Origin of the sequence: Jiella soli (assembly GCF_020615385.1) — a bacterium.
In the GTDB taxonomy this organism is placed as follows: Bacteria; Pseudomonadota; Alphaproteobacteria; order Rhizobiales; family Rhizobiaceae; genus VKMB-3413.
Window position 1 is genome coordinate 1 of record NZ_JAJAVB010000030.1, and the last position, 19,935, is coordinate 19,935.

The window sequence follows — 19,935 nt, forward strand, 5'->3', positions numbered from 1 at the left end:
ACAGCGCATCGACGTCTCGGAAGCCATGATCCATGTCGCCATGGGAAGCCTCCTGCTCCGACGCATCAGCCATTGAGACCTTTCTCAAACGGTCTCTCAGCTGCGCAAGCAATGTTTTGCTTATGGTCTTGCATCGAAACTTTCATTCCGTATGATCTTTTAGGGTGGGGAATATACAAGGGGCGCGCGGAGGCGATTTACTCAAGATTAAGCTGAAAAGTTCATCCTGAAATCGGAGCGGCGCATAAGATGCGGAAGGCTGACGAAGTCGGTCTGCGACCGGCCTTGTCCAAGCAAAATTCAGGATAAAGTGGATGTCACTTTCTGTCTTCCGCGGTCGCGAAGAGACCGCCAAGCTCGCCGCCCTGGAGGCGCTTCGCACCAACGTGATGATCGCCGATCGCGATCTGCGGATCACCTATCTCAATCCCGAGCTCATGAAGCTGCTCAAGGAGGCCGAGCCCGAGCTGCGCAACGAGCTGCCCGCCTTCAGCACCGCCACGCTGGTCGGTAGCAACATCGACATCTTCCACAAGAACCCGGGACATCAGCGCAATATGCTGAGCCGGCTGCAGCAGCCGCACAACGCGACCATCCGCGTCGGGCGGCGGGTCTTCGACTTGCTTGTCACGCCGCTGCGGGAGAAGTCGCAGATCATCGGCTTCGTGGTGGAATGGTCCGACGCTAAGGAGCGCCTGCTCAATCTCGACTATTCGGGACAGATGACGGCCGTCTGCCGCGCCCAGGCGATCATCGAGTTCACCGTCGACGGCAAGATCGTCGCGGCGAATGAGAACTTCCTTAAGGTCATGGGTTACGAGGCGCAGGAGATTGTGGGCAAGCACCACCAGATCTTCGTCGACCAGAGCTATCGGGAAAGCGCGGAATACGCCCAGTTCTGGGAGAGCCTGAGGCGGGGCGAATACAAGGCGGCGGAATTCCACCGGATCGGCAAGGGCGGTCGGGACGTCTGGATCCAGGGTTCCTACAACCCGATCCTCGATGCAAACGGCAAGGTGACGAAGATCGTGAAATACGCGACCGACGTCACGGAGCGGGTGAAGGGGGTAGCCGAGATCGCCAGCGCCCTCAGCGCGCTTTCGCAAGGCCAGCTCGATCGCCGGATCACCAAGTCGCTGACGCCCGAGCTCGACAAGCTCCGCGTGGACTACAATTCCGCGCTCGATGGCCTCGAGGACGCGATGCGCCAGGTCAAGCAGGCGACCGGCCTGATCGGCGAAGGCATGGACGAGATCAACACCGCGGCCGCCGACCTCTCTCACCGCACCGAGCAGCAGGCCGCGAGCCTCGAAGAGACGGTCGCGGCCCTGTCCGAGGTGACCCGCGGCATCAACAACACCGCAGCCGACGCGATCAAGGCGAACGGTGCGGCGGCCGCGGCGCTCAAGGACGCCGAGAACGGCGGCGTGGTCGTCACCAAGGCGATCGAGGCGATGAGCCAGATCGAGAATTCGTCGCAGAAGATCAACCAGATCATCGGGGTCATCGACGAAATCGCCTTCCAGACCAACCTCCTGGCCCTCAATGCAGGCGTCGAGGCGGCCAGAGCCGGCGAGGCGGGCAAGGGCTTTGCGGTCGTCGCCCAGGAAGTGCGTGCCCTGGCGCAGCGCTCTGCAGAGGCCGCCAAGGAGATCAAGGGGCTCATCCAGGCCTCCACCGTCCATGTCGAGGACGGCGTGAACCTCGTCAGAGCCTCCGGTAAGTCACTCGAGGAGATCGTGGCGCAGGTCGGCGACGTCAGCAACGTCGTAGGCGCCATCGCCAAGAATGCGGAGCAGCAGGCGATCGGCCTGCGCGAGGTCTCGACCGCCGCCGACCAGATGGACAAGGTGACCCAGCAGAACGCGGCGATGGTCGAGGAGACCACGGCGGCCGCGAACAACCTCATGGGCGAGACCTCAAAGCTGACCCAGCTGATGCTGCGCTTCGATGTCAGCGGCGGGGCTCCGGCGGCAGCACGCAGACCGGCTCCGTCCGCCAAGGCAGCCTCGCCCGCGCGGCCCCTCAGACAGATGCGCAACGTCGGCAGTGGCGGTGCTGCCAAGAAGCCGGTTGCGGCAGAAGAAGGCTGGGCAGAGTTCTGACCGGCTGACGGCGCGAGAGCACGGGGCCGAAGAGCGGGGAGCCGCTCCTCGCTCCCCAGCGAAGCAGGCCGGAGCAGCCATCCGGCGTGACCGTCCGATGCACTGAAACGAGGAAGCCCCCGAAGCCAGTTCACTGGTTCGGGGGCTTCCTCGTTTGTAGATCTCTGATGCTCGGCTGCCGATGGTCAGGACGAGAGGGTCAAGGCCCAGTCTGCCGCCGCCGGTCGATCGATCGACTTGATGTCCGGAATCCCGCCGAACTTGCCGCGCCTCTTGTGGCGCGCCCCGAAGGAACCTCGCGCGGCGCCGACAGGAGGGCGATTCTGGCGCCGGAAACTCAGGCCGGAAGTCCGGCCCGGGCTTCCTTCAACTGATCGAGATCATGCTGGGCCTTCGCCTTCGCCTCGGGATCGGAGGCATCCGCGACGTCCTCTTCCGCATTCCGAATCTGCTGGTCGAGCTCGGCCCGATCGACCTCGGCGACCGGCGTCGCATGTTCCGCGAGCAGGGTCAGGCCCTTCTCGTTGACGTCGGCAAAGCCGCCGCGCACGAAGATCTGCTGCTCCTGGCCGCTCTCCGGCGTGACCACGACGACGCCGGGCTTGACCGTCGTCATCATCGGCGCATGGCGCGCCATCACTGTGAAATAGCCCTCCGAGCCCGGCACGTTGACCGACGTCACGGCCTCGGAGATCAGGAGCTTCTCGGGGGAGACGAGTTCGAACTGGAAGCTATCGGCCATCGGGCGTCTCTTTCATGGCGACATCGAAGCGGCGCACCGCCGCCTCGAACCTGTCCTGGCAGGCCGGTCACGAAGGCCGGCGGGACTGCCGCTTTTCGACGTCAGGGAGCGTCCGTGACCACTTCTGCGACCACGGACAGGTTCATGTGATTGCGTCCCGTGAAGGCGGGACGCCAATCCGCCGCCTGTCAGGCTGCGTCCTGCGCCAGCTTCTGCGCCTTCTCCACGGCCATGTCGATCGAGCCGACCATGTAGAACGCCGCTTCCGGCAAATGGTCGTACTCGCCGTTCACCAGGCCCTTGAAGGACTTGATCGTGTCCTCGAGCGCCACCAGCTGGCCCGGCGTGTTGGTGAACACCTCGGCGACCGAGAAGGGCTGCGACAGGAAACGCTCGATCTTGCGGGCGCGGGCGACGGTCAGCTTGTCCTCTTCGGACAGCTCGTCCATGCCCAGAATGGCGATGATGTCCTGCAGCGACTTGTACTTCTGCAGCACCTGCTGGACCTGCCGCGCGACATTGTAGTGCTCTTCGCCGATGATCATCGGCGACAGCATACGCGAGGTGGAGTCCAGCGGATCCACCGCCGGGTAGATGCCCTTTTCCGAGATCGCGCGGTTGAGAACCGTGGTCGCGTCCAGATGGGCGAAGGAGGTCGCCGGCGCCGGGTCGGTCAGGTCGTCCGCGGGAACGTAGATCGCCTGCACCGAGGTGATCGAGCCCTTGGTCGTCGTGGTGATGCGCTCCTGCATCTGCCCCATGTCGGTGGCGAGCGTCGGCTGATAGCCCACCGCCGAAGGAATACGTCCGAGCAGCGCCGACACTTCCGAACCCGCTTGGGTGAAGCGGAAGATGTTGTCGACGAAGAACAGAACGTCCTGGCCCTGATCGCGGAAGTGCTCGGCGATCGTCAGACCGGTCAGCGCGACGCGGGCGCGGGCTCCCGGGGGCTCGTTCATCTGGCCATAGACGAGGGCGGCCTTCGAGCCTTCGGCAGATCCGTCGTGCTCGTGCGGGTCCTTGTTCACGCCGGACTCGATCATTTCGTGGTAGAGATCGTTGCCCTCGCGCGTGCGCTCGCCAACGCCGGCGAACACCGAGTAGCCACCGTGCGCCTTCGCGACATTGTTGATCAGCTCCTGGATCAGCACGGTCTTGCCGACGCCTGCGCCGCCGAACAGGCCGATCTTACCACCGCGCGCATAGGGCGCGAGCAGGTCGATGACCTTGATGCCGGTCACGAGGATCTGGCTCTCCGGCGACTGCTCGATATAGGCCGGAGCCGACTGGTGGATCGCGCGCTTCTCGTCGTAGGAGATCGGCCCGACCTCGTCGATCGGCTCGCCGATGACGTTCATGATGCGACCGAGCGTTCCGTCGCCGACCGGCACGCGGATCGGCTCGCCGGTGTCGATGACGTCCTGACCGCGGACGAGACCCTCGGTGAGGTCCATCGCGATCGTGCGCACGGTGTTCTCGCCGAGATGCTGCGCGACCTCGAGGACGAGCCTCATGCCGTGGTTGTCGCATTCCAGCGCGTTCAGGATCGCGGGCAGGTTGTCGTCGAACTCGACGTCGACGACAGCGCCGATCACCTGGGCGACGCGGCCGACATTGCGGCCCTGATTGTCTGTGTCAGCCATCGATTGGCCTCCTCTCGATTGCGTCAGAGCGCTTCGGCGCCCGAAATGATTTCGACCAGTTCCGTCGTGATCTGCGCCTGGCGCTGGCGGTTGTAGGAGATCGACAGCTTGTCGATCATATCGCCGGCATTGCGCGTCGCGTTGTCCATGGCGCTCATGCGCGCGCCCTGTTCGGACGCGGCGTTTTCGAGCAGCGCGTGCAGGATCTGGACCTTGATGTTGCGCGGAACGAGCGCTTCCAGGATCTCGCCCGGCTCCGGCTCGTAATCGTAGACGGCAACCGCACCCTTGGCTTCGCCGCCGGCTTCGGCCTCGATCGTCGCCGGAATGATCCGCTGGGCCGTCGGCGTCTGCGTGATGACGTTTTCGAAGGCCGAGTAGAAGATCGAGCAGACGTCGAACTCGCCCTTGCCGAACATCTCAATGATCGTCTCGCCGAGACCGTCCGCCTCCGCGAATCCGACGTTCTTCACCTCGCGGAAGTCGGTCCGATGGACGACCTTCGAGGAGAGATCGCGGCGCATGAGATCCCACGCCTTCTTGCCGACCGCCAGGAACTTGACGGTCTTGCCTTCGGCTTCGAGCCGGCGCTGATGCTGGCGGGCGAGCTTGACGATCGAGGCGTTGAACGCCCCGGCCAGTCCACGCTCGGCCGTGAAGACGACGAGCAGATGCGTGTCGTCCTTGCCGGTGCCGACCATCAGCGGCGGTCCGTCCCCCTCCATCGCCGAGGCGATGTTGGCGAGAACCGAGGCCATGCGATCGGCATAGGGCCGCGCAGCCCCAGCCCGCTCCTCGGCCCGGCGCAGCTTCGCCGCCGCGACCATTTGCATGGCCTTGGTGATCTTCTGCGTGGATTTGACCGACGCAATGCGGTTCCTGAGGTCCTTCAGTGATGCCATGGTGTGGCGCAGTCTCCCGCTGGCGCGGCTTCGCCCGATCGCGGGCGAAGCTCAGAGCGCGTCATAATGGCTCAGGCGAAGCTCTTGGCGAAGCTGTCGATGGCCGATTTCAGCTTGCCGCGGATCTCGTCCGTCAGCGCCTTCTCGGTCGCGATCTGCTCCAGGACGCCCTTGTGCTCGGTGCGCATGGAGTTCAGCAGGCCCTGTTCGAACGGACCCACCTGATCGACCTTCAGCTTGTCGAGATAGCCCTGCGTTCCCGCAAAGATCACCGCGACCTGCTCCTCGGTCTTCAGCGGCGAGAACTGCGGCTGCTTCAGAAGCTCGGTGAGGCGTGCGCCGCGGTTGAGCAGGCGCTGCGTGGAGGCGTCGAGGTCCGAACCGAACTGCGCGAACGCGGCCATCTCGCGATATTGGGCGAGCTCGCCCTTGATCGAGCCGGCGACCTGCTTCATCGCCTTGATCTGGGCCGAGGAGCCGACGCGGCTGACCGACAGGCCGACGTTCACCGCCGGGCGGACACCCTGGTAGAACAGGGTCGTCTCAAGGAAGATCTGGCCGTCGGTGATCGAGATCACGTTGGTCGGGATGTAGGCCGACACGTCGCCCGCCTGCGTCTCGATGACGGGCAGGGCGGTCAGCGAACCGGCGCCGTGCTCGTCGCTCATCTTTGCCGCGCGCTCGAGCAGACGCGAATGCAGGTAGAAGACGTCGCCCGGATAGGCCTCGCGTCCCGGCGGACGGCGCAGCAGCAGCGACATCTGGCGGTAGGAGACGGCCTGCTTCGACAGGTCGTCATAACCGATCACGGCGTGCATGCCGTTGTCGCGGAAATACTCGCCCATCGCGCAGCCGGTGAAGGGCGCGATGTACTGCATCGGAGCAGGCTCGGAGGCGGTGGCGGCGATGACGATGGAATATTCCATCGCGCCGCGCTCTTCCAGCGTGCGCACGAACTGCGCAACGGTCGAGCGCTTCTGGCCGACGGCGACGTAGATGCAGTAGAGCTTTTCGTTCTCGCGGTTCTCGTCGTGCGCCGGCTTCTGGTTGAGGAAGGTGTCCAGAAGAATCGCGGTCTTGCCGGTCTGGCGGTCGCCGATGACCAGCTCGCGCTGGCCGCGGCCGATCGGGATCAGCGCGTCGATCGCCTTGAGGCCCGTAGACATCGGCTCGTGCACCGACTTGCGCGGGATGATGCCGGGCGCCTTGACGTCGACGCGGCGGCGCTCGGTGCTCTCGATCGGGCCCTTGCCGTCGATCGGATTGCCGAGACCGTCGACGACGCGGCCGAGCAGGCCCTTGCCGACCGGCACTTCCACGATCGCGCCCGTGCGCTTGACCGTGTCGCCCTCTTTAATGTCGCGGTCGGAGCCGAAGATGACGACGCCGACATTGTCGGATTCCAGATTCAGCGCCATGCCCTGAATGCCGCCGGGGAACTCCAGCATCTCGCCGGCCTGGCAGTTGTCGAGGCCGTAGACGCGGGCGATACCGTCACCGACCGACAGAACCTGGCCGACTTCCGAGACTTCCGCCTCGCTGCCGAAATTCTTGATCTGGTTCTTGAGGATTGCGGAAATTTCCGCGGCGCGGATGTCCATCAGCCGACCTCTTTCAGTGCAAGCTTGAGCGAATTAAGTTTGGTGCGAAGCGAGGTGTCGATCTGCCGGGACCCCATCTTGACGATCAGGCCGCCGAGGATCGAGGGATCAACACTCTCGCGCATGGTCACGGTCTTGCCGGCATAGGAACCGAGCGTCTCGGCCAGTTCACGGCGCTGCTCGTCGTTGAGCGCATAGGCGCTGACGACGTCGGCCTGGATCTCGCCACGATGATCGGCGGCGATCTGCGCAAAGCGCCGAATCATGCCCGGAAGAACGAAGAGCCGGCGATTGGAGGCGACCACGCGCAGGAAATTGCCGGTGAGTTCGCTCGGCTTCACGTCCTTGACGATCGCGTCGATCGCCCGGAGCTGATCGTCAGACGAGAAGGCCGGGCTGACCACCAGCCGGCGGAAATCGGCATTCTCGTCGATCAGGGTCTGGAAGGCCGAAAGTTCGGACTCCACCGTTTCCACCGCCCCTTCCTCGAGGGCGAGATCGAACAGGGACTGGGCGTAGCGGTCTGCGACTCCCGAGACGGGAGAGGATGATTGTGCCACGGACGACCGTTTCTCTTCGCGTTCCGTTCAAGGCCCCGTTGCGTCGCCGAAGCAAGAACGCTCCAAATCCTTGAAACCGAAGGTAAAAATAAAGAAGGCAGCGACAGGGCCGCTGTGCCGCCTCCCGAGACAGGGATCGTCTAGCATAGGCCTTTCTTGGCGACAACACGCTTCGGTCCGGCAAATTCGCCGGCGATCAAGGGGTTCTCATCGCCGCGACCTGACGCCGCGAGGGCCTGGCAAGATCAGTTCGAGATAAAGCCGAAGGCAGGCGCCAGAGCCGCGGCCGCAAGGGCGAGTTCGACGAGGAAGGCGATGACCCCGAAGGCGCTTCGACCGTCAGAGAGAAAAGAGACGAATCGTCCGAAGGCGGAAAAGATCCAGCCGGCGCCGAGGGCGAGCTGAACGAAAGGCTGATCGTAGAGCGCTGCTGCGACGATGCCGACGCCGAGCCAGAAGCCGGCGAGATTCGCGCGCGCAGCGGCATAGGCATCCGCACGTCCGGCGCTCGGTGCGACGCCGAGGGCGCGCATGGTGAGCCCCGGCGCAAAGAGTGCGCACAGGCCGAAGAAGATGGTGACGCAGCCGGCTGCGAAGGGCAGCCAGCCGGCATTGGTCGTCGGCAGGGCGAAATCCATCGGGTGCCTCGCTGGATGTTGAACGGTGGGAAGGCAAGCCGCGCCCGCCGGCGACGGATCAATAGCCGGCGCCGGGGTCGACCAGATGTTTCAGCGGTTCGCCGCGCTTGTGGGCCGCGATCTGTTCCACGACGACGGGCGCCAGCGAATCGGGATCGGACAGCGCGGCCGCATGCGGAGTGACGAAGATCCTCGGATGGCCCCAGAGCGGCGAGGCGGCGGGCAGAGGCTCGACGGTGAAGACGTCGAGCGAGGCTTCCATGAGGACCTCGCGGTCTAGGGCATCGAGAATCGCTGCCTCGTCCTGCAGGGCCCCGCGTCCGGCATTGATCAGAACCGGGCCGCCGAGCGGCGTCTGCCGCTTCAGGCCGGACAGAAGCTTTCCATCGATGATGCCGCGCGTCTCGGGAGTCAGCGGTAGGAGGACCACGAGGATGTCGGTGGTCGCCAGGAAGGGCTGAAGGCCCTCCTGGCCGGCGAAGGTCTCGACGCCCGGCGTCTGTCGCTCGCTGCGGCTCCAGCCCGCGAGCTTGAAACCGAGGACCTTCAGCTTCTCGGCCGCATCCTGTCCGAGCGCGCCGAAGCCCATGATACCGACCGTGACGTCCCGGGCCGCCGGCTGCAGGCGTTCGTGCCAGATCCGCTGCGCCTGCTGCTGGCGATAGGCGCGCCCGCGCCGGAAGTGGTCGAGAACCCGCCAGACGACGTATTCGCTCATACGGCCGGTAAGATCGTCCGCCACGATCCGTGCGATGGGAACATCGGGAAGCGCCTTGTCGGCGAGAATGTGGTCGACGCCGGCACCCAGGGAGAAGATCGCCTCGAGATTCGGCAGGGTGGCGAGGAGGCCGGGCGGCTGCTTCCATACGACAGCGTAGCGGATCGCGGGATCGCCGGCGGCCTGCGGCTCGAGGACGATCTCCTCGTCCCCGCCCGCGGCCTTCATGGCGGCGAGCCAGCGCGTCGGATCGAAACCGGTGACGGACAGGAGTATCGTCATCGTGCCTCGTCCTCCTCGGGAAGCGTGCCGAGAAGCGCCTGCGCGCGCGGCCGTCCCCTGCGGGCGAACCAGTGGGTGCAGGCGACGAGATAGCCGTTCTCGACCCAGCCGTCGTCGACGGCGGCGACGAGGTCGTCCACCTTCGCCAGGATCGGCCGGATATCCTCGTCTTCGTCTGCCTTGCCGGCCGATTTGCCGAGGTTCGACGCATCGACGATGGCGAGGAAGACCACCGCCTCCTCGCTGGTCAGGCCCGGTGTCGGCAACAGCCTGAAGCAGCGCTCGATCGCCCGCGGCGCCAGTTCGGTCTCTTCTTCGAGTTCGCGCGCCGCGGCCACCTGGATCGATTCGCCGTCGTCGACCATGCCGGCTGGAAGCTCGAGCATTGCGGGATTGGGCAGCTTCAGGGCCGCGACCGCCCGGAACTGCCGGATGACGACGATCGCATCGAGCTCCGGGTCATAGGGAATGATGACCGCGACCGGTCCGGTATCCAGATATTCCCTGCGAATCGGACCGATCGTCGTTTCGCCGTCGAGCGCGTCGTGGCTGAGCGTGACCGCGCGGAACTGGCGAAAGCCATCGTGCAGAAGGTCGTTGCTCTCTAGGGCGAATCCCAGCGGCTGATCGCTCAGCTGGTCTCGATAATGGCCGGCGGTCATTGCGATACCACTCCCGTCGGCGCAGCCTCGATGTCGAAGGCCGCCGCCATCAGCGCTTTCGTATAGTCGGTTTGCGGCGCGTCGAAGATCCTGTCCGCCGGGCCACGTTCCACGACGACGCCGTTTCGCATGACGATGACCTCGTTGGCCAGCGCCCGAACGACCTTCAGGTCATGGCTGATGAACAGAAAGGCCAGATTGTGCTTCTTCTGCAGGTCGCGCAGGAGGTCGACGACTTGCGCCTGGACGCTCATGTCCAGCGCCGAGGTCGGCTCGTCGAGCATCACGAATCGCGGATTGAGCACCATGGCCCGCGCTATCGCGACGCGCTGGCGCTGCCCGCCCGAGAATTCGTGCGGGAAGCGGAAGCGGGTCTGAGGGTCGAGCCCGACTTCGCCGAGTGCGGCGACCACCCTGCGGTCCCGTTCCGAAGCCGTCAGGCCCCGCTCATGGATCGTCAGGCCCTCGGACACGATATCGGCGATCGACATGCGCGGCGAGAGCGAACCGTAAGGATCCTGGAAGACGATCTGCATCTTTTCGCGCAATGGCCGCATCCCCTTGAAGGAGCGGTCGTCGAGCCGCGCCCCGTCGAAGCTGATCGCGCCGCGCGAGGAGATCATGCGGCAGAGCGCGAGGCCAAGCGTCGTCTTGCCCGAGCCGGATTCCCCGACGACGCCGACCGTCTGACCGGCGCGCACGGCGATGTCGATGCCGTCGACGGCCTTCACATGGCCCGTCGTCTTGCGGAAGAAGCCGGTCCGGATCGGAAACCAGACCTTCAGATCCTTCGCCTCGATAACGACCGGCGCATTCTCGTTGGCGGCGGGCGGACGCCCCTTCGGCTCGGCCGCGAGGAGATGGCGCGTATAGGCGTGCTGCGGGTCCGCGAAGATGCGCGCCGTCGGTCCCTCCTCGACGATCTTGCCGCGATACATCACACAGACCCGATCGGCGATTCTCCTGACGATGCCGAGATCATGGGTGATGAACAGCATCGCCATTCCATGGCGGGCCTGAAGGGCCTTCAGGAGTTCCAGGATCTGTGCCTGGACGGTGACGTCGAGCGCCGTCGTCGGCTCGTCGGCGATCAGGAGATCCGGTTCGTTCGCCAGTGCCATCGCGATCATCACACGCTGGCGCTGGCCGCCCGACAGCTGATGCGGATAGGCGCCGAGCCGCTCTTCGGCATTGCGGATGCCGACCTGGTCGAGCAGTTCCAGCGTGCGCTGGCGCGCCTCCTTGTCGCCGAAGCCACGATGCAGCTTCAGCACCTCGCCGACCTGCCGCTCGATCGTGTGCAGCGGGTTCAGGGAGGACATCGGCTCCTGAAAGATCATCGAGATGCGATTGCCGCGCACCTGCCGCAGCTTGCGGTCATCATCGGCGATCAAATCGTCGCCGTCGAAGAACACCGCGCCGCTCGGATGGCTGGCGGCGGGGTAGGGCAGGAGCTTCAGGATCGACAGCGCCGAGACCGACTTGCCGGATCCCGATTCGCCGACGAGTGCCAGGGTCTCGCCCTTGCGGATCTCGAAGGAAACTTGGTCGACCGCGGTTATCGTCCTGCCGCCCTGGCTGAAGGCGACAGACAGGTCCTGCACCGACAGAAGCGCATCGGAGGCGGGTGCAGCGGGCTTCGGTTTGGTCAAGGCGCAGCGATCCTTTCGCGTTGCGGCAGGTGTCAGGCGGTCGCCGGGAAGGGCCCGAAGGTGGCGCGCCGATGCGAATGGCTATGCTTGTCGGCGGTATCTCGGGCGAGGGTGCCCGCGGATCGCCCTTCCTCGGAAGCAGCGAGCTTGTGCGGCGGCGTCGCGGCGTCCGCGCATGCGGGCGCGCGATCGTCCGCGCAGATCTCCCACTCGATCTCGACGGTCGCGTGGCTGATGTCGAAGCGCTCGTTAAGCTCCTTCTTGATCGCGCGCGTCACCAGTGTCCCGTCGATCTCGGCATCGATGCAGGCATGCAGGGTCGCCATGCGACGCTGCGGCGTGATCGACCAGGCGTGGACGTGATGGACCTCGCGCAGGCCGTCCACCGTGTCGACGAGGTGCGGCGCGATTCCTGAGGCGTCGACATCGCTAGGCGTACCTTCGAGGAGGACTTGGCCGGCATCGCGCACCAGCCTGAAGGCCGAGACGAGGATGATTAGCGAGACCAGCACCGACAGGATCGGGTCGATCGGAAACCAGCCAGTGAGGAGGATCACCACCGCCGCCGCGATCGCCGCGACGGATCCGAGGAGATCGCCCATGACATGGAGGACCGCGCCGCGCACGTTGAGGTTTTCGCGGTCACCGCCGTGCAGGATGAAGAAGACCGCGATGTTGACGACGAGGCCGGCGACGGCGATCGCCAGCATGGTTCCGCCGAGGACCTGGCTCGGCGCCATTAGCCGCTCGACCGCCTCGTAGACGATGAAGCCGGCGATCAGGAACAGGGCGAGGCCGTTGACGAAGGCGACGAGTACCTCGAAGCGGTCATAGCCATAGGTCCGCTCCGCATCGCCCGGGCGGCGCGCAAGGCGGAAGGCGACCCAGCCGAGGCTGAGCGCCGCGAAGTCGGTGAGCATGTGACCGGCATCGGCGAGGAGGGCGAGCGAGCCGGAGAGAAGGCCGCCGACGACCTCCGCCAGCATGAAGACGCCCGTCAGCCCCGCGGCGATCGCCATCCGCTTCTCATTGGCGCCGTGGGCATGACCGCCGAAACCGTGGGAATGGGAGTGGCCGTGGTGGTGGTCGTGGGAGTGGTCGGTATGGTCGTGTTCGGTCATGGCCATTTGTCCCAGTTGCCGGCATCCTCCACTGCTATCCGCGTGATAGCTTCGGGCGTCCTCAGCCGCTGATCGAACGAGAGGATGATGTTGCAATTGCAGGAGGGCGCTGTCGCGACGTGGATCGCGTCGGGCGTCTTGCCGCCAAAGGTCGCTCTCAGCCTTGCGGCGTCGTGCAAAATTGCCCGATTGATCGGCAGGACGGTCAGGCTCTCGTCGCTGATAAGGAATTCTTCGTAGGCGGATGCCAGGGCGGAATCTCCATCGCGAAGCGGCGCGACAAGAACTTCGGAAAGGCCGAGTTCGCTGGTGAAGAGCCGGGTCGCGCCTGACCCGACCATATCGAACAGGCGCACGACGGGATCGTCATCACGCTCGATGAAGCTGATTAGTGCGTTGGCGTCGAGATAGACGATCCACCGCGCCATGATCTAGTCCCACTCGTCGCGCAGCGCGCGGACTCGTGCGACGGCCTCTTCGATCGTTGTCTTCTTGTGGGCAGCTATCCCGTGGAACCGCAGATAACGGGGCTCCTTGCGGTAGGGCTCGACCGTCACCCTGACACGCTCGCCCGGCTCGAAGTCCTGACGCATGTCTTCCGGCAGGTTCTCGACTGGATAGTCGTCAAGGATGATCTTCTTCAACTCGGTCATCGGCTCACCCGAAGCTCTTCCTCGGATCGAAGGCGTCGCGCACCGCCTCGCCGATGAAGACGAGCAGCGACAGCATCAAGGATAGCACGATGAAGCCGGAAAACCCGAGCCAGGGCGCCTGCAGGTTGTTCTTGCCCTGCGCCAGGAGTTCGCCAAGCGAGGGCGAGCCGGGGGGCAGGCCGAAGCCGAGGAAGTCGAGAGAGGTCAGCGTCGTGATCGAGCCGTTGAGGATGAAGGGCAGGAAGGTCAGCGTCGCCACCATGGCGTTCGGCAGGAGATGGCGGAACATGATCGTCCAGTCGCCGACGCCGAGGGCTCGTGCCGCATTGACGTATTCGAAGTTCCGGGCCCTGAGGAACTCGGCGCGCACGACGCCGACGAAGGCAACCCAGGAGAACAGGAGCATGATGCCGAGCAGAATCCAGAAGCCCGGCGGCAGGATCGCGGCGATGATCAGCAGGAGGTAGAGTACCGGAATCGACGACCAGATCTCGATGAAGCGCTGGAACAGAAGGTCGACCCAGCCGCCGAAATAGCCCTGGATAGCGCCCGCCGAGACGCCGATCAGGGCCGAGGCGATGGTGAGGGTGAGGCCGAACAGCACCGAGATGCGGAAACCGTAGATCAGCCTCGCGAGAACGTCGCGCGCCTGATTGTCGGTGCCGAGCCAGTTCATGTTGCCGAAGGTGCAATTCGGATCGTCGACACCCTTCGGATAGGCCTGGCATCGATCCGCCTTGGACATCATCCATGAGGGCGCAGACGGTGCTGTGCTCGGGATCTCGTTGTTCACCGTGCCGTAGGAATAGCGGATCAGCGGCCAGATCGCCCAGCCATTGGCGTTGATCTCGTCCTGGACGAACGGGTCGCGGTAGTCGGTGACCGGCAGGAACCCGCCGAAAACCTCCTCCGGATAGTCGACGAAGATCGGATAGTAGAATTCGCCCTTGTAGTCGATCAAAAGCGGCTTGTCGTTGGCGACGAATTCGGCGAACAGCGTGACGACGAACAGGACCGCGAAGATCCACAGCGACCAGAAGCCGCGCCTGTTCGCCTTGAAGTTCTGCCAGCGCCGCTGGTTGAGCGGCGACAGCCGCGGCCGCTTGGTGAATTCCGATTCCGGCGCGAGCTGGGCGATGCCGCTCGTCTGCTCCTCGGCGATAGCGTCGGCGCGCTCGTCCGGCAGTTCGCGATTACGCTCGTCGGCCTTCAGGCGGTCCTTCAGCGTCTCGTCCATGCTCAGGCCCCCCGCCGCACGGCTTTACCCGAAAACCGGTTCCCACTTTTCGGAGCCATGCTCAGACCTCCCGCCGTTCGAAATCGATGCGCGGATCGATCCACGTATAGGTGAGGTCGGAGATGAGCGTCGTGACCAGGCCGATCAGCGAGAAGATGTAGAGGGTGGCGAAGACCACCGGGTAGTCGCGCTGATAGATGCTGTCGAAGCCTAGGAGACCCAGCCCGTCGAGCGAGAAGATCTGCTCGATCAGCAGCGAGCCGGTGAAGAAGGCGGAGATGAAGGCGCCGGGAAAGCCGGCAATGATGATCAACATGGCATTGCGGAAGACGTGGCCGTAGAGCACCCGGTTCTCGCTGAGGCCCTTGGCCCTGGCGGTCGTCACATACTGCTTGCGGATCTCGTCGAGGAACGAGTTCTTGGTGAGCAGGGTCGTCGTGGCGAAGGCCGAGAGCGACAGCGCGATCAATGGCAGCGTCAGGTGCCAAAAATAGTCGGGGATTGTGCGGGTCACGCAGGCGCCCGCGTCGAACTTCGCCGACCAGGGCGCGCACCAGGCGCCGCTGACGCCGTCCGACAACAGGCCGCGCAGCGGAAACCAGTCGAAGAACGAGCCGCCGGCGAAGAGGACGATCAGGAGGACCGCGAAGAGGAAGCCCGGGATCGCATAGGCGACGATGACGACGCCGGAGGTCCACACGTCGAAGGTCGAGCCGTCCTTCAGCGCCTTGCGGATGCCGAGCGGGATCGAGATCAGATAGGAGAGGAGGGTGATCCAGATGCCGAGCGAGATCGACACCGGCATCTTCTCGAGGATCAGGTCCCAGACCGAGATCGACCGGAAGTAGCTCTCCCCGAAATCGAACCGGCTATAATTCCAGATCATCAGGCCGAAGCGCTCGAGCGGCGGCTTATCGAAGCCGAACTGCTTGTTGAGACGTTCCAGGAATTCCGGGCTGAGGCCCTGCGCGCCGCGATAGCCGGAACTCTCGCCGCCGGACTGGGCGCCGGAGAAGTCGCCGCCACCGCCCGAAACGCGGGCCGATGCGCCGCCAGCGTCTCCCTGCAGGCTCGCGATCACCTGTTCGACGGGCCCGCCCGGCGCGAACTGCACGACGAGGAAGGAGATTGCCATGATCCCGAGCAAGGTGGGGATCATCAACAGAACGCGGCGGAGGATATAGGCGCCCATGACGGGGGAATCGTCTCCGAATTCTTGAGGTCTCGCCGTTCACCGCCGGTGCGGCTCGCCCTCGTTAACCATTCGCCTCGCACAACGCAAAAACCCGTTGCCGCTTTGCCGACCAGCCCGGATTCACCCTGGCCGAGGCCGACCGTGGGTGCGCGGCCTTGCTCAGGCCTTGCCGATCGCCTTGGCCTTGTCCTCGTCGAACCACCATAACTGCTCGACCGGCCAGAAATAGTCCGGCTTGTCCGGCTTGAAGCCGAACATGTCCCAGAAGGCGGTGAAGTGAACCGGAGCGTTGATGTTGGGAATCCAGTCCAGCCGCCAGCGCAGCACCCGGTCGAGGGCCCGCATCGCGGTGACGAGTTCCTTGCGGTTCCTGACCGCTCCCACGGCGGCGATCAGGCTATCCACGCCTTCGCTGGCCATGCCCGGGTAGTTGTTGGACCCGGGCCTGTCACTGGCGTCGCTGCCGAAGAAGAAGGACATATCCTCGCGCGTCGGCGTCGCGAGGAGACCGAAGGCGGCGAGCACCATGTCGAAGTCGAAGCTGTTGAGCCGGTCCTGATACTGCGCCTCGTCAACGAGACGGATCGAGGCGTCGACGCCGAGCTGCCGGAGCGTGTCGGTCATCTTGGCGTAGACGCGCGCCTGCTCCTGGCCTCGGGTGAGGAACTCGAGTGCGAAGGGTGCGCCGGACGCATCGACCAGCCGGTTGCCACTTCGCTTCCACCCGGCTTCGGCGAAGAGGTTGGACGCCTCCCGCAGCATCTTGCGGTCGCGCCCCGATCCGTCGCTGACCGGCTGCACCCACACCTCGCCGAAGACCTCGTCCGGCACCTTGCCACGCAAGGGTTCGAGAAGCGCGAGCTCATCCGGGGAGGGAGTGCCGGTCGCCACGAATTCCGATCCCTGGAAAGGCGAATCCGAATGCTGGCGCAGGCCGAACATCAGGTTGGCGTTCGTCCACTCGAAGTCGAAGCACAAATTGATGGCGCGGCGAACGCGCGGGTCGGCGAAGCGCTCGCGGCGCTGGTTGAGCGCCCAGCACTGAAAGGTCGGGCGCTTCTCGTCCGGGAATTCACGCTTGACCACCGCCCCGCGCCGGACGGCCGGAAAGTCGTACTCGTTCGCCCAGTCCTTCGTGGTGAACTCCTCGCGAAAGGTGATCAGGCCTTTCTTGAACGCTTCCAGCGCGGGCTGGCGGTCGCGGAAGAAGTCGATCCGGATCGTCTGGAAATGGCCGAGGCCGCGCGCGAAGGGCAGGTCCGTCGCCCAATAGTCGGGTCGCTTCTCGTATTCGATGAAGCGGCCAAAGTCGTAGCGCCCCACCGTATAGCGGCCGCTGCCCGGAACCACCTCGGCGCTGACCTCGGTGATGTTGCGCCCGCCGAAGAAGGCGGCCGACAGGATCGGCATGCCGAGCGCAACGAGCGCGTCGCCGAAGCCCTGGCGGCCGTTGAAGACGATGCGCACGCTCGCCTCGCCCGCCGCCTCCACTGTCTCGACGTTCCTGAGCGAGACTTGCAGGCTCGGATGGCCGAACTCCTTGAGCTGCTCGTAGGAAAAGACGACGTCCTTCGCCGTCACCTGAGCGCCGGTCGAGAACCGCGCCTCGGGCCGCAGCCGGAAGGTGAAGACGTCGCGGTCCGGCGAGACCGAAGCGCTTTGCGCCAGGGCGCAGTAGAGCGAGTCCGGCTCGTCCATGGAGGACGTCATCAGCCCGTCATAGAGGGATTCCATGCGCGGCGGGGCGTTGCCCTTGAGAACCACGGTGTTCAGCGTGTCGAAGGTCTGCGGCGACTGGTTGAAGAACCAATAGGCGGGGGCGATGTTCATCGCGCCGCCCGAGGGCGCTTTCGGCGCGGCGTAGTCGAATGCGGTGAAGTTCGGACCGTATTTCAGGTCTCCGAACACCGAGAGGCCGTGCAATGGCGTGTCGGCCGGAACGTTCGCGAAGGGCTTGCCGGGAAAGGCCGCCGCGGCGCCGGCCGCGAGCGCCAGCTGGCCGAACCGCCGGCGGGTGAGGTGCGTCAGGGCGGTCGCCATCAGTCGGCCGCCGCCGTGTCCTTGCTGCCCTTCACCCACCAGGCATAGGGATCGATGGACGTGTAGCTCGGCTGCTCCTCGGGCATGCCGAACTTGTCCCAATAGGCAAGCCACATCTTGTCGTTATACCACTGCGGCACGACATAATATTCCCAGAGCATGACCCGGTCGAGCGCATGGGTCGCGGCCATCAGGTCCTCGCGGTCCTCGGCATAGACGATGTCGTTGACCAGCTGGTCGACCGCCGGATTCTTGACCCCCGCATAGTTGCGGCTGCCGGGGCTGTCGGCGGCCTTGGAACTCCAGTAGTCGCGCTGCTCGTTGCCGGGCGAGAGCGACTGCGGGTAGTAGGCAAGGCTCGTGACCTCGAAGTCGAAATTGCGCAGGCGGTCGATATACTGGCTTTGGTCGACGATCCTGACGCTCGCCTTGATGCCGAGACGTTCGAGATTGCGGGCGAAGGGTTCGAGCACGCGATTGTCGGACGGATCGTCGCCGAGCATCTCGATGGTGAAGGGCTCGCCCGTCTTCGAGTTTACCAGCCCCGTCCCCTTGCGCTTGTAGCCTGCCTCCTTCAGGAGGTCGTATGCCTCCTTCAGAAAAGTCCGCGTCGCGCCCGGCGTGTCGTAATTGGGAAGGGTGAAGGTCTTCGTGAAGACCTCCTCGGGAATTTGGCTGCGCAAGGGCTCCAGAAATTTCAGCTCGCGGTCGCTCGGCGGCCCGCTCGAGGCGAGTTCGCTATTGGCGAAATAGCTGTCCAGCCGCTTGTAGAAGCCGTGGAACAGAGTGCGATTCATTTCCTGAAAGTTGAAGGCCAGGGTCAGCGCCTTTCGGACCCTGCGATCCTGGAATTTGGGCAGCCGGTTGTTGAGGACATAGGCCTGCATGTTCGCGACTGAGTGGTCATCGACCGTCGCCTTCACCACCTCGCCATTCTTTGCGGCCGGAAAATCATAACCCTCGGCCCAGCGTTGCGACGAGTTTTCGATCCGGAAATCGTCGAGCCCGCCCTTCTTGAACGCTTCCCAGGCAGCGTTCGAATCACGGAAATAGACGTAGTCGATCTTGTCGTAGTTGTAGCGGCCGACCCGAGTCGGATTGTCTGCGGCCCAATAATCCGGCACGCGCTCCCATTCGATCGACTTGCCCATGGAGAAATTCGCGACGCGATAGGGACCGGACCCCAGCGGCGGCACGGAGGTCGGCTGCGTGATGTCCCGCTTCTTGCCGCTGGCGTCCACGCCTTCCCAATAGTGCTTGGGAAGGACCGTCAGATCCCCCATGATGTTCGGTAGCTCGCGATTGTTCTTCTGATCGAAGGTGAAGGTCACCTCGCGATCCCCGGTCTGTTCCGCCTTCACCACGTTGCGGTAATAGGCGTTCCACTGCGGATGCAGCTCCTTCAGCGTGTTGAAGCTCCAGATCACGTCGTCGACGGTGATCGGCTCCCCGTCATGCCAGCGGGCCTTCGGATTGAGCCGGAAGGAGACGGAGGAATAGTCCGCGGGATACTTCGTCGCCTCGGCGATGAGGCCGTAGGAGGTCGCCGCCTCGTCGGTCGACTGCTCCATCAGCGTGTCGTAGTTCAGCCCGCCGCCGAAATTCAGAAAGCCCGCCGCCGCCGAGCCGCGCACGACGTAGGGATTGAAGCTGTCGAAGGAGCCTACGACCGCGCGGTTCAGCGTGCCGCCCTTGGGCGCGTCGGGATTGACGTAGTCGTAGTGCTTGAAGTCCGGCGGATATTTCGACGGCTGGATCAGCGAGGTCGACGTCTGCCAATCGCCCATCGTCGGCGCATCGCCTCCGCCGGATGCCTGTGCCGGCTTTGTCGTCCCGGTCCCGCTTTCCTGCGCCAGGGCAGGCGAGAGCGAGAGGGCGCAGGCGAGGGCGGCAAGTCCTGCGAGGCGGGGAAGGCGCGTCAGGATCGGCAAGAGGCATCTCCGTTGCGGTTGCAGTCGCGCGAAAGGCAGCGGGAATTATTCAATCCCTTTATGGCCTTCCTGCGGTGCCGCTGTCATCTGACGAATGCGTAATGGGGTGCGGGTCGTCCGAACCGGCCGCAGGCCGGCTCCGCTCGGCAGCCGGGCCTCCGGGGCGCCGAAACGAAAAAGCCCCGGCGGGGCCGGGGCTCAGACTGCTGACAAACCCCTGGCTATTGCCGGGGGTTTTTGATTCACTCGGTCA

The 19,935-nt window shown here is 64.7% G+C and carries 17 protein-coding genes; 1 reads left to right on the forward strand and 16 read right to left on the reverse strand.

The window, feature by feature from the left end; translation table 11 throughout:
* Positions 1-314: 314 nt before the first annotated feature.
* Positions 315-2,105 (forward strand): methyl-accepting chemotaxis protein, encoded by a 1,791-nt coding sequence (locus LH400_RS19815; protein ID WP_229154938.1) that lies wholly within the window; start codon positions 315-317, stop codon positions 2,103-2,105.
* A 337-nt stretch (positions 2,106-2,442) separates the two neighbouring features.
* Here the strand turns inward: LH400_RS19815 and LH400_RS19820 are convergent, their stop codons facing one another.
* The 16 genes from LH400_RS19820 to LH400_RS19895 form a co-directional block, all read right to left on the reverse strand.
* Positions 2,443-2,847 carry a F0F1 ATP synthase subunit epsilon gene (locus LH400_RS19820; RefSeq protein ID WP_229154939.1) on the reverse strand — a complete coding sequence of 135 codons (405 nt, stop codon included), beginning with the start codon at positions 2,845-2,847 and terminating at the stop codon, positions 2,443-2,445.
* A 188-nt stretch (positions 2,848-3,035) separates the two neighbouring features.
* A complete protein-coding gene (gene atpD / locus LH400_RS19825) occupies positions 3,036-4,490 on the reverse strand; it encodes a F0F1 ATP synthase subunit beta (RefSeq protein ID WP_229154941.1) in 1,455 nt (484 codons plus the stop codon).
* Between the two features lie 23 nt (positions 4,491-4,513).
* A complete protein-coding gene (locus tag LH400_RS19830; RefSeq protein ID WP_229154944.1) occupies positions 4,514-5,392 on the reverse strand; it encodes a F0F1 ATP synthase subunit gamma in 879 nt (292 codons plus the stop codon).
* 71 nt (positions 5,393-5,463) lie between these two features.
* The gene (gene atpA / locus LH400_RS19835) at positions 5,464-6,993 is read right to left on the reverse strand and encodes a F0F1 ATP synthase subunit alpha (protein WP_229154946.1); all 1,530 of its coding nucleotides are present in this window, start codon (positions 6,991-6,993) and stop codon (positions 5,464-5,466) included.
* Complete coding sequence (locus LH400_RS19840) at positions 6,993-7,553, reverse strand: F0F1 ATP synthase subunit delta (RefSeq protein ID WP_229154948.1); 561 nt, start codon at positions 7,551-7,553, stop codon at positions 6,993-6,995. Before LH400_RS19840 ends, atpA begins: the two co-directional genes overlap by 1 nt.
* 245 nt (positions 7,554-7,798) lie before the next feature.
* Positions 7,799-8,191, reverse strand: coding sequence for an AGROH133_08824 family phage infection protein (locus LH400_RS19845; protein ID WP_229154950.1), 393 nt, complete (start codon positions 8,189-8,191; stop codon positions 7,799-7,801).
* Positions 8,192-8,249: 58 nt separating this feature from the next.
* Positions 8,250-9,191: a 2-hydroxyacid dehydrogenase gene (locus LH400_RS19850; RefSeq protein ID WP_229154952.1), complete on the reverse strand. Its 942-nt coding sequence runs from the start codon at positions 9,189-9,191 to the stop codon at positions 8,250-8,252.
* Positions 9,188-9,853 (reverse strand): NUDIX domain-containing protein, encoded by a 666-nt coding sequence (locus LH400_RS19855; protein WP_229154954.1) that lies wholly within the window; start codon positions 9,851-9,853, stop codon positions 9,188-9,190. Before LH400_RS19855 ends, LH400_RS19850 begins: the two co-directional genes overlap by 4 nt.
* Positions 9,850-11,505 carry an ABC transporter ATP-binding protein gene (locus LH400_RS19860; protein ID WP_229154955.1) on the reverse strand — a complete coding sequence of 552 codons (1,656 nt, stop codon included), beginning with the start codon at positions 11,503-11,505 and terminating at the stop codon, positions 9,850-9,852. The genes LH400_RS19855 and LH400_RS19860 overlap by 4 nt, the downstream gene beginning before the upstream one ends.
* Before the next feature lie 32 nt (positions 11,506-11,537).
* On the reverse strand, positions 11,538-12,626 hold the full coding sequence (locus tag LH400_RS19865; RefSeq protein ID WP_229154957.1) for a cation diffusion facilitator family transporter: 1,089 nt from the start codon (positions 12,624-12,626) through the stop codon (positions 11,538-11,540).
* Positions 12,623-13,054, reverse strand: coding sequence for a type II toxin-antitoxin system VapC family toxin (locus LH400_RS19870; RefSeq protein ID WP_229154959.1), 432 nt, complete (start codon positions 13,052-13,054; stop codon positions 12,623-12,625). The genes LH400_RS19865 and LH400_RS19870 overlap by 4 nt, the downstream gene beginning before the upstream one ends.
* 3 nt (positions 13,055-13,057) lie before the next feature.
* The gene (locus LH400_RS19875) at positions 13,058-13,279 is read right to left on the reverse strand and encodes a DUF4131 domain-containing protein (protein WP_229154961.1); all 222 of its coding nucleotides are present in this window, start codon (positions 13,277-13,279) and stop codon (positions 13,058-13,060) included.
* A gap of 4 nt (positions 13,280-13,283) precedes the next feature.
* Entirely contained in the window at positions 13,284-14,516 is a 1,233-nt protein-coding gene (locus tag LH400_RS19880) for an ABC transporter permease (protein WP_229154962.1), read from the reverse strand.
* Between the two features lie 61 nt (positions 14,517-14,577).
* Positions 14,578-15,708, reverse strand: coding sequence for a microcin C ABC transporter permease YejB (locus LH400_RS19885; RefSeq protein ID WP_229154963.1), 1,131 nt, complete (start codon positions 15,706-15,708; stop codon positions 14,578-14,580).
* 162 nt (positions 15,709-15,870) lie between these two features.
* Positions 15,871-17,751: an extracellular solute-binding protein gene (locus tag LH400_RS19890; protein ID WP_229154964.1), complete on the reverse strand. Its 1,881-nt coding sequence runs from the start codon at positions 17,749-17,751 to the stop codon at positions 15,871-15,873.
* Complete coding sequence (locus LH400_RS19895; protein ID WP_229154965.1) at positions 17,751-19,538, reverse strand: extracellular solute-binding protein; 1,788 nt, start codon at positions 19,536-19,538, stop codon at positions 17,751-17,753. The genes LH400_RS19890 and LH400_RS19895 overlap by 1 nt, the downstream gene beginning before the upstream one ends.
* Positions 19,539-19,935 lie beyond the last annotated feature (397 nt).

Bases quoted from the DNA above. Each gene is read 5' to 3' on its own strand.
- atpD (WP_229154941.1), bottom strand. From the start codon at position 4,490: ATGGCTGACACAGACAATCAGGGCCGCAATGTCGGCCGCGTCGCCCAG.
- LH400_RS19855 (WP_229154954.1), bottom strand. From the start codon at position 9,853: ATGACCGCCGGCCATTATCGAGACCAGCTGAGCGATCAGCCGCTGGGA.
- LH400_RS19895 (WP_229154965.1), bottom strand. From the start codon at position 19,538: ATGGGCGATTGGCAGACGTCGACCTCGCTGATCCAGCCGTCGAAATAT.
- LH400_RS19885 (WP_229154963.1), bottom strand. From the start codon at position 15,708: ATGGGCGCCTATATCCTCCGCCGCGTTCTGTTGATGATCCCCACCTTG.
- LH400_RS19815 (WP_229154938.1), top strand. From the start codon at position 315: ATGTCACTTTCTGTCTTCCGCGGTCGCGAAGAGACCGCCAAGCTCGCC.
- LH400_RS19870 (WP_229154959.1), bottom strand. From the start codon at position 13,054: ATGGCGCGGTGGATCGTCTATCTCGACGCCAACGCACTAATCAGCTTC.
- LH400_RS19845 (WP_229154950.1), bottom strand. From the start codon at position 8,191: ATGGATTTCGCCCTGCCGACGACCAATGCCGGCTGGCTGCCCTTCGCA.
- LH400_RS19850 (WP_229154952.1), bottom strand. From the start codon at position 9,191: ATGACGATACTCCTGTCCGTCACCGGTTTCGATCCGACGCGCTGGCTC.
- LH400_RS19875 (WP_229154961.1), bottom strand. From the start codon at position 13,279: ATGACCGAGTTGAAGAAGATCATCCTTGACGACTATCCAGTCGAGAAC.
- atpA (WP_229154946.1), bottom strand. From the start codon at position 6,993: ATGGACATCCGCGCCGCGGAAATTTCCGCAATCCTCAAGAACCAGATC.
- LH400_RS19890 (WP_229154964.1), bottom strand. From the start codon at position 17,751: ATGGCGACCGCCCTGACGCACCTCACCCGCCGGCGGTTCGGCCAGCTG.
- LH400_RS19830 (WP_229154944.1), bottom strand. From the start codon at position 5,392: ATGGCATCACTGAAGGACCTCAGGAACCGCATTGCGTCGGTCAAATCC.
- LH400_RS19880 (WP_229154962.1), bottom strand. From the start codon at position 14,516: ATGGACGAGACGCTGAAGGACCGCCTGAAGGCCGACGAGCGTAATCGC.
- LH400_RS19820 (WP_229154939.1), bottom strand. From the start codon at position 2,847: ATGGCCGATAGCTTCCAGTTCGAACTCGTCTCCCCCGAGAAGCTCCTG.
- LH400_RS19865 (WP_229154957.1), bottom strand. From the start codon at position 12,626: ATGACCGAACACGACCATACCGACCACTCCCACGACCACCACCACGGC.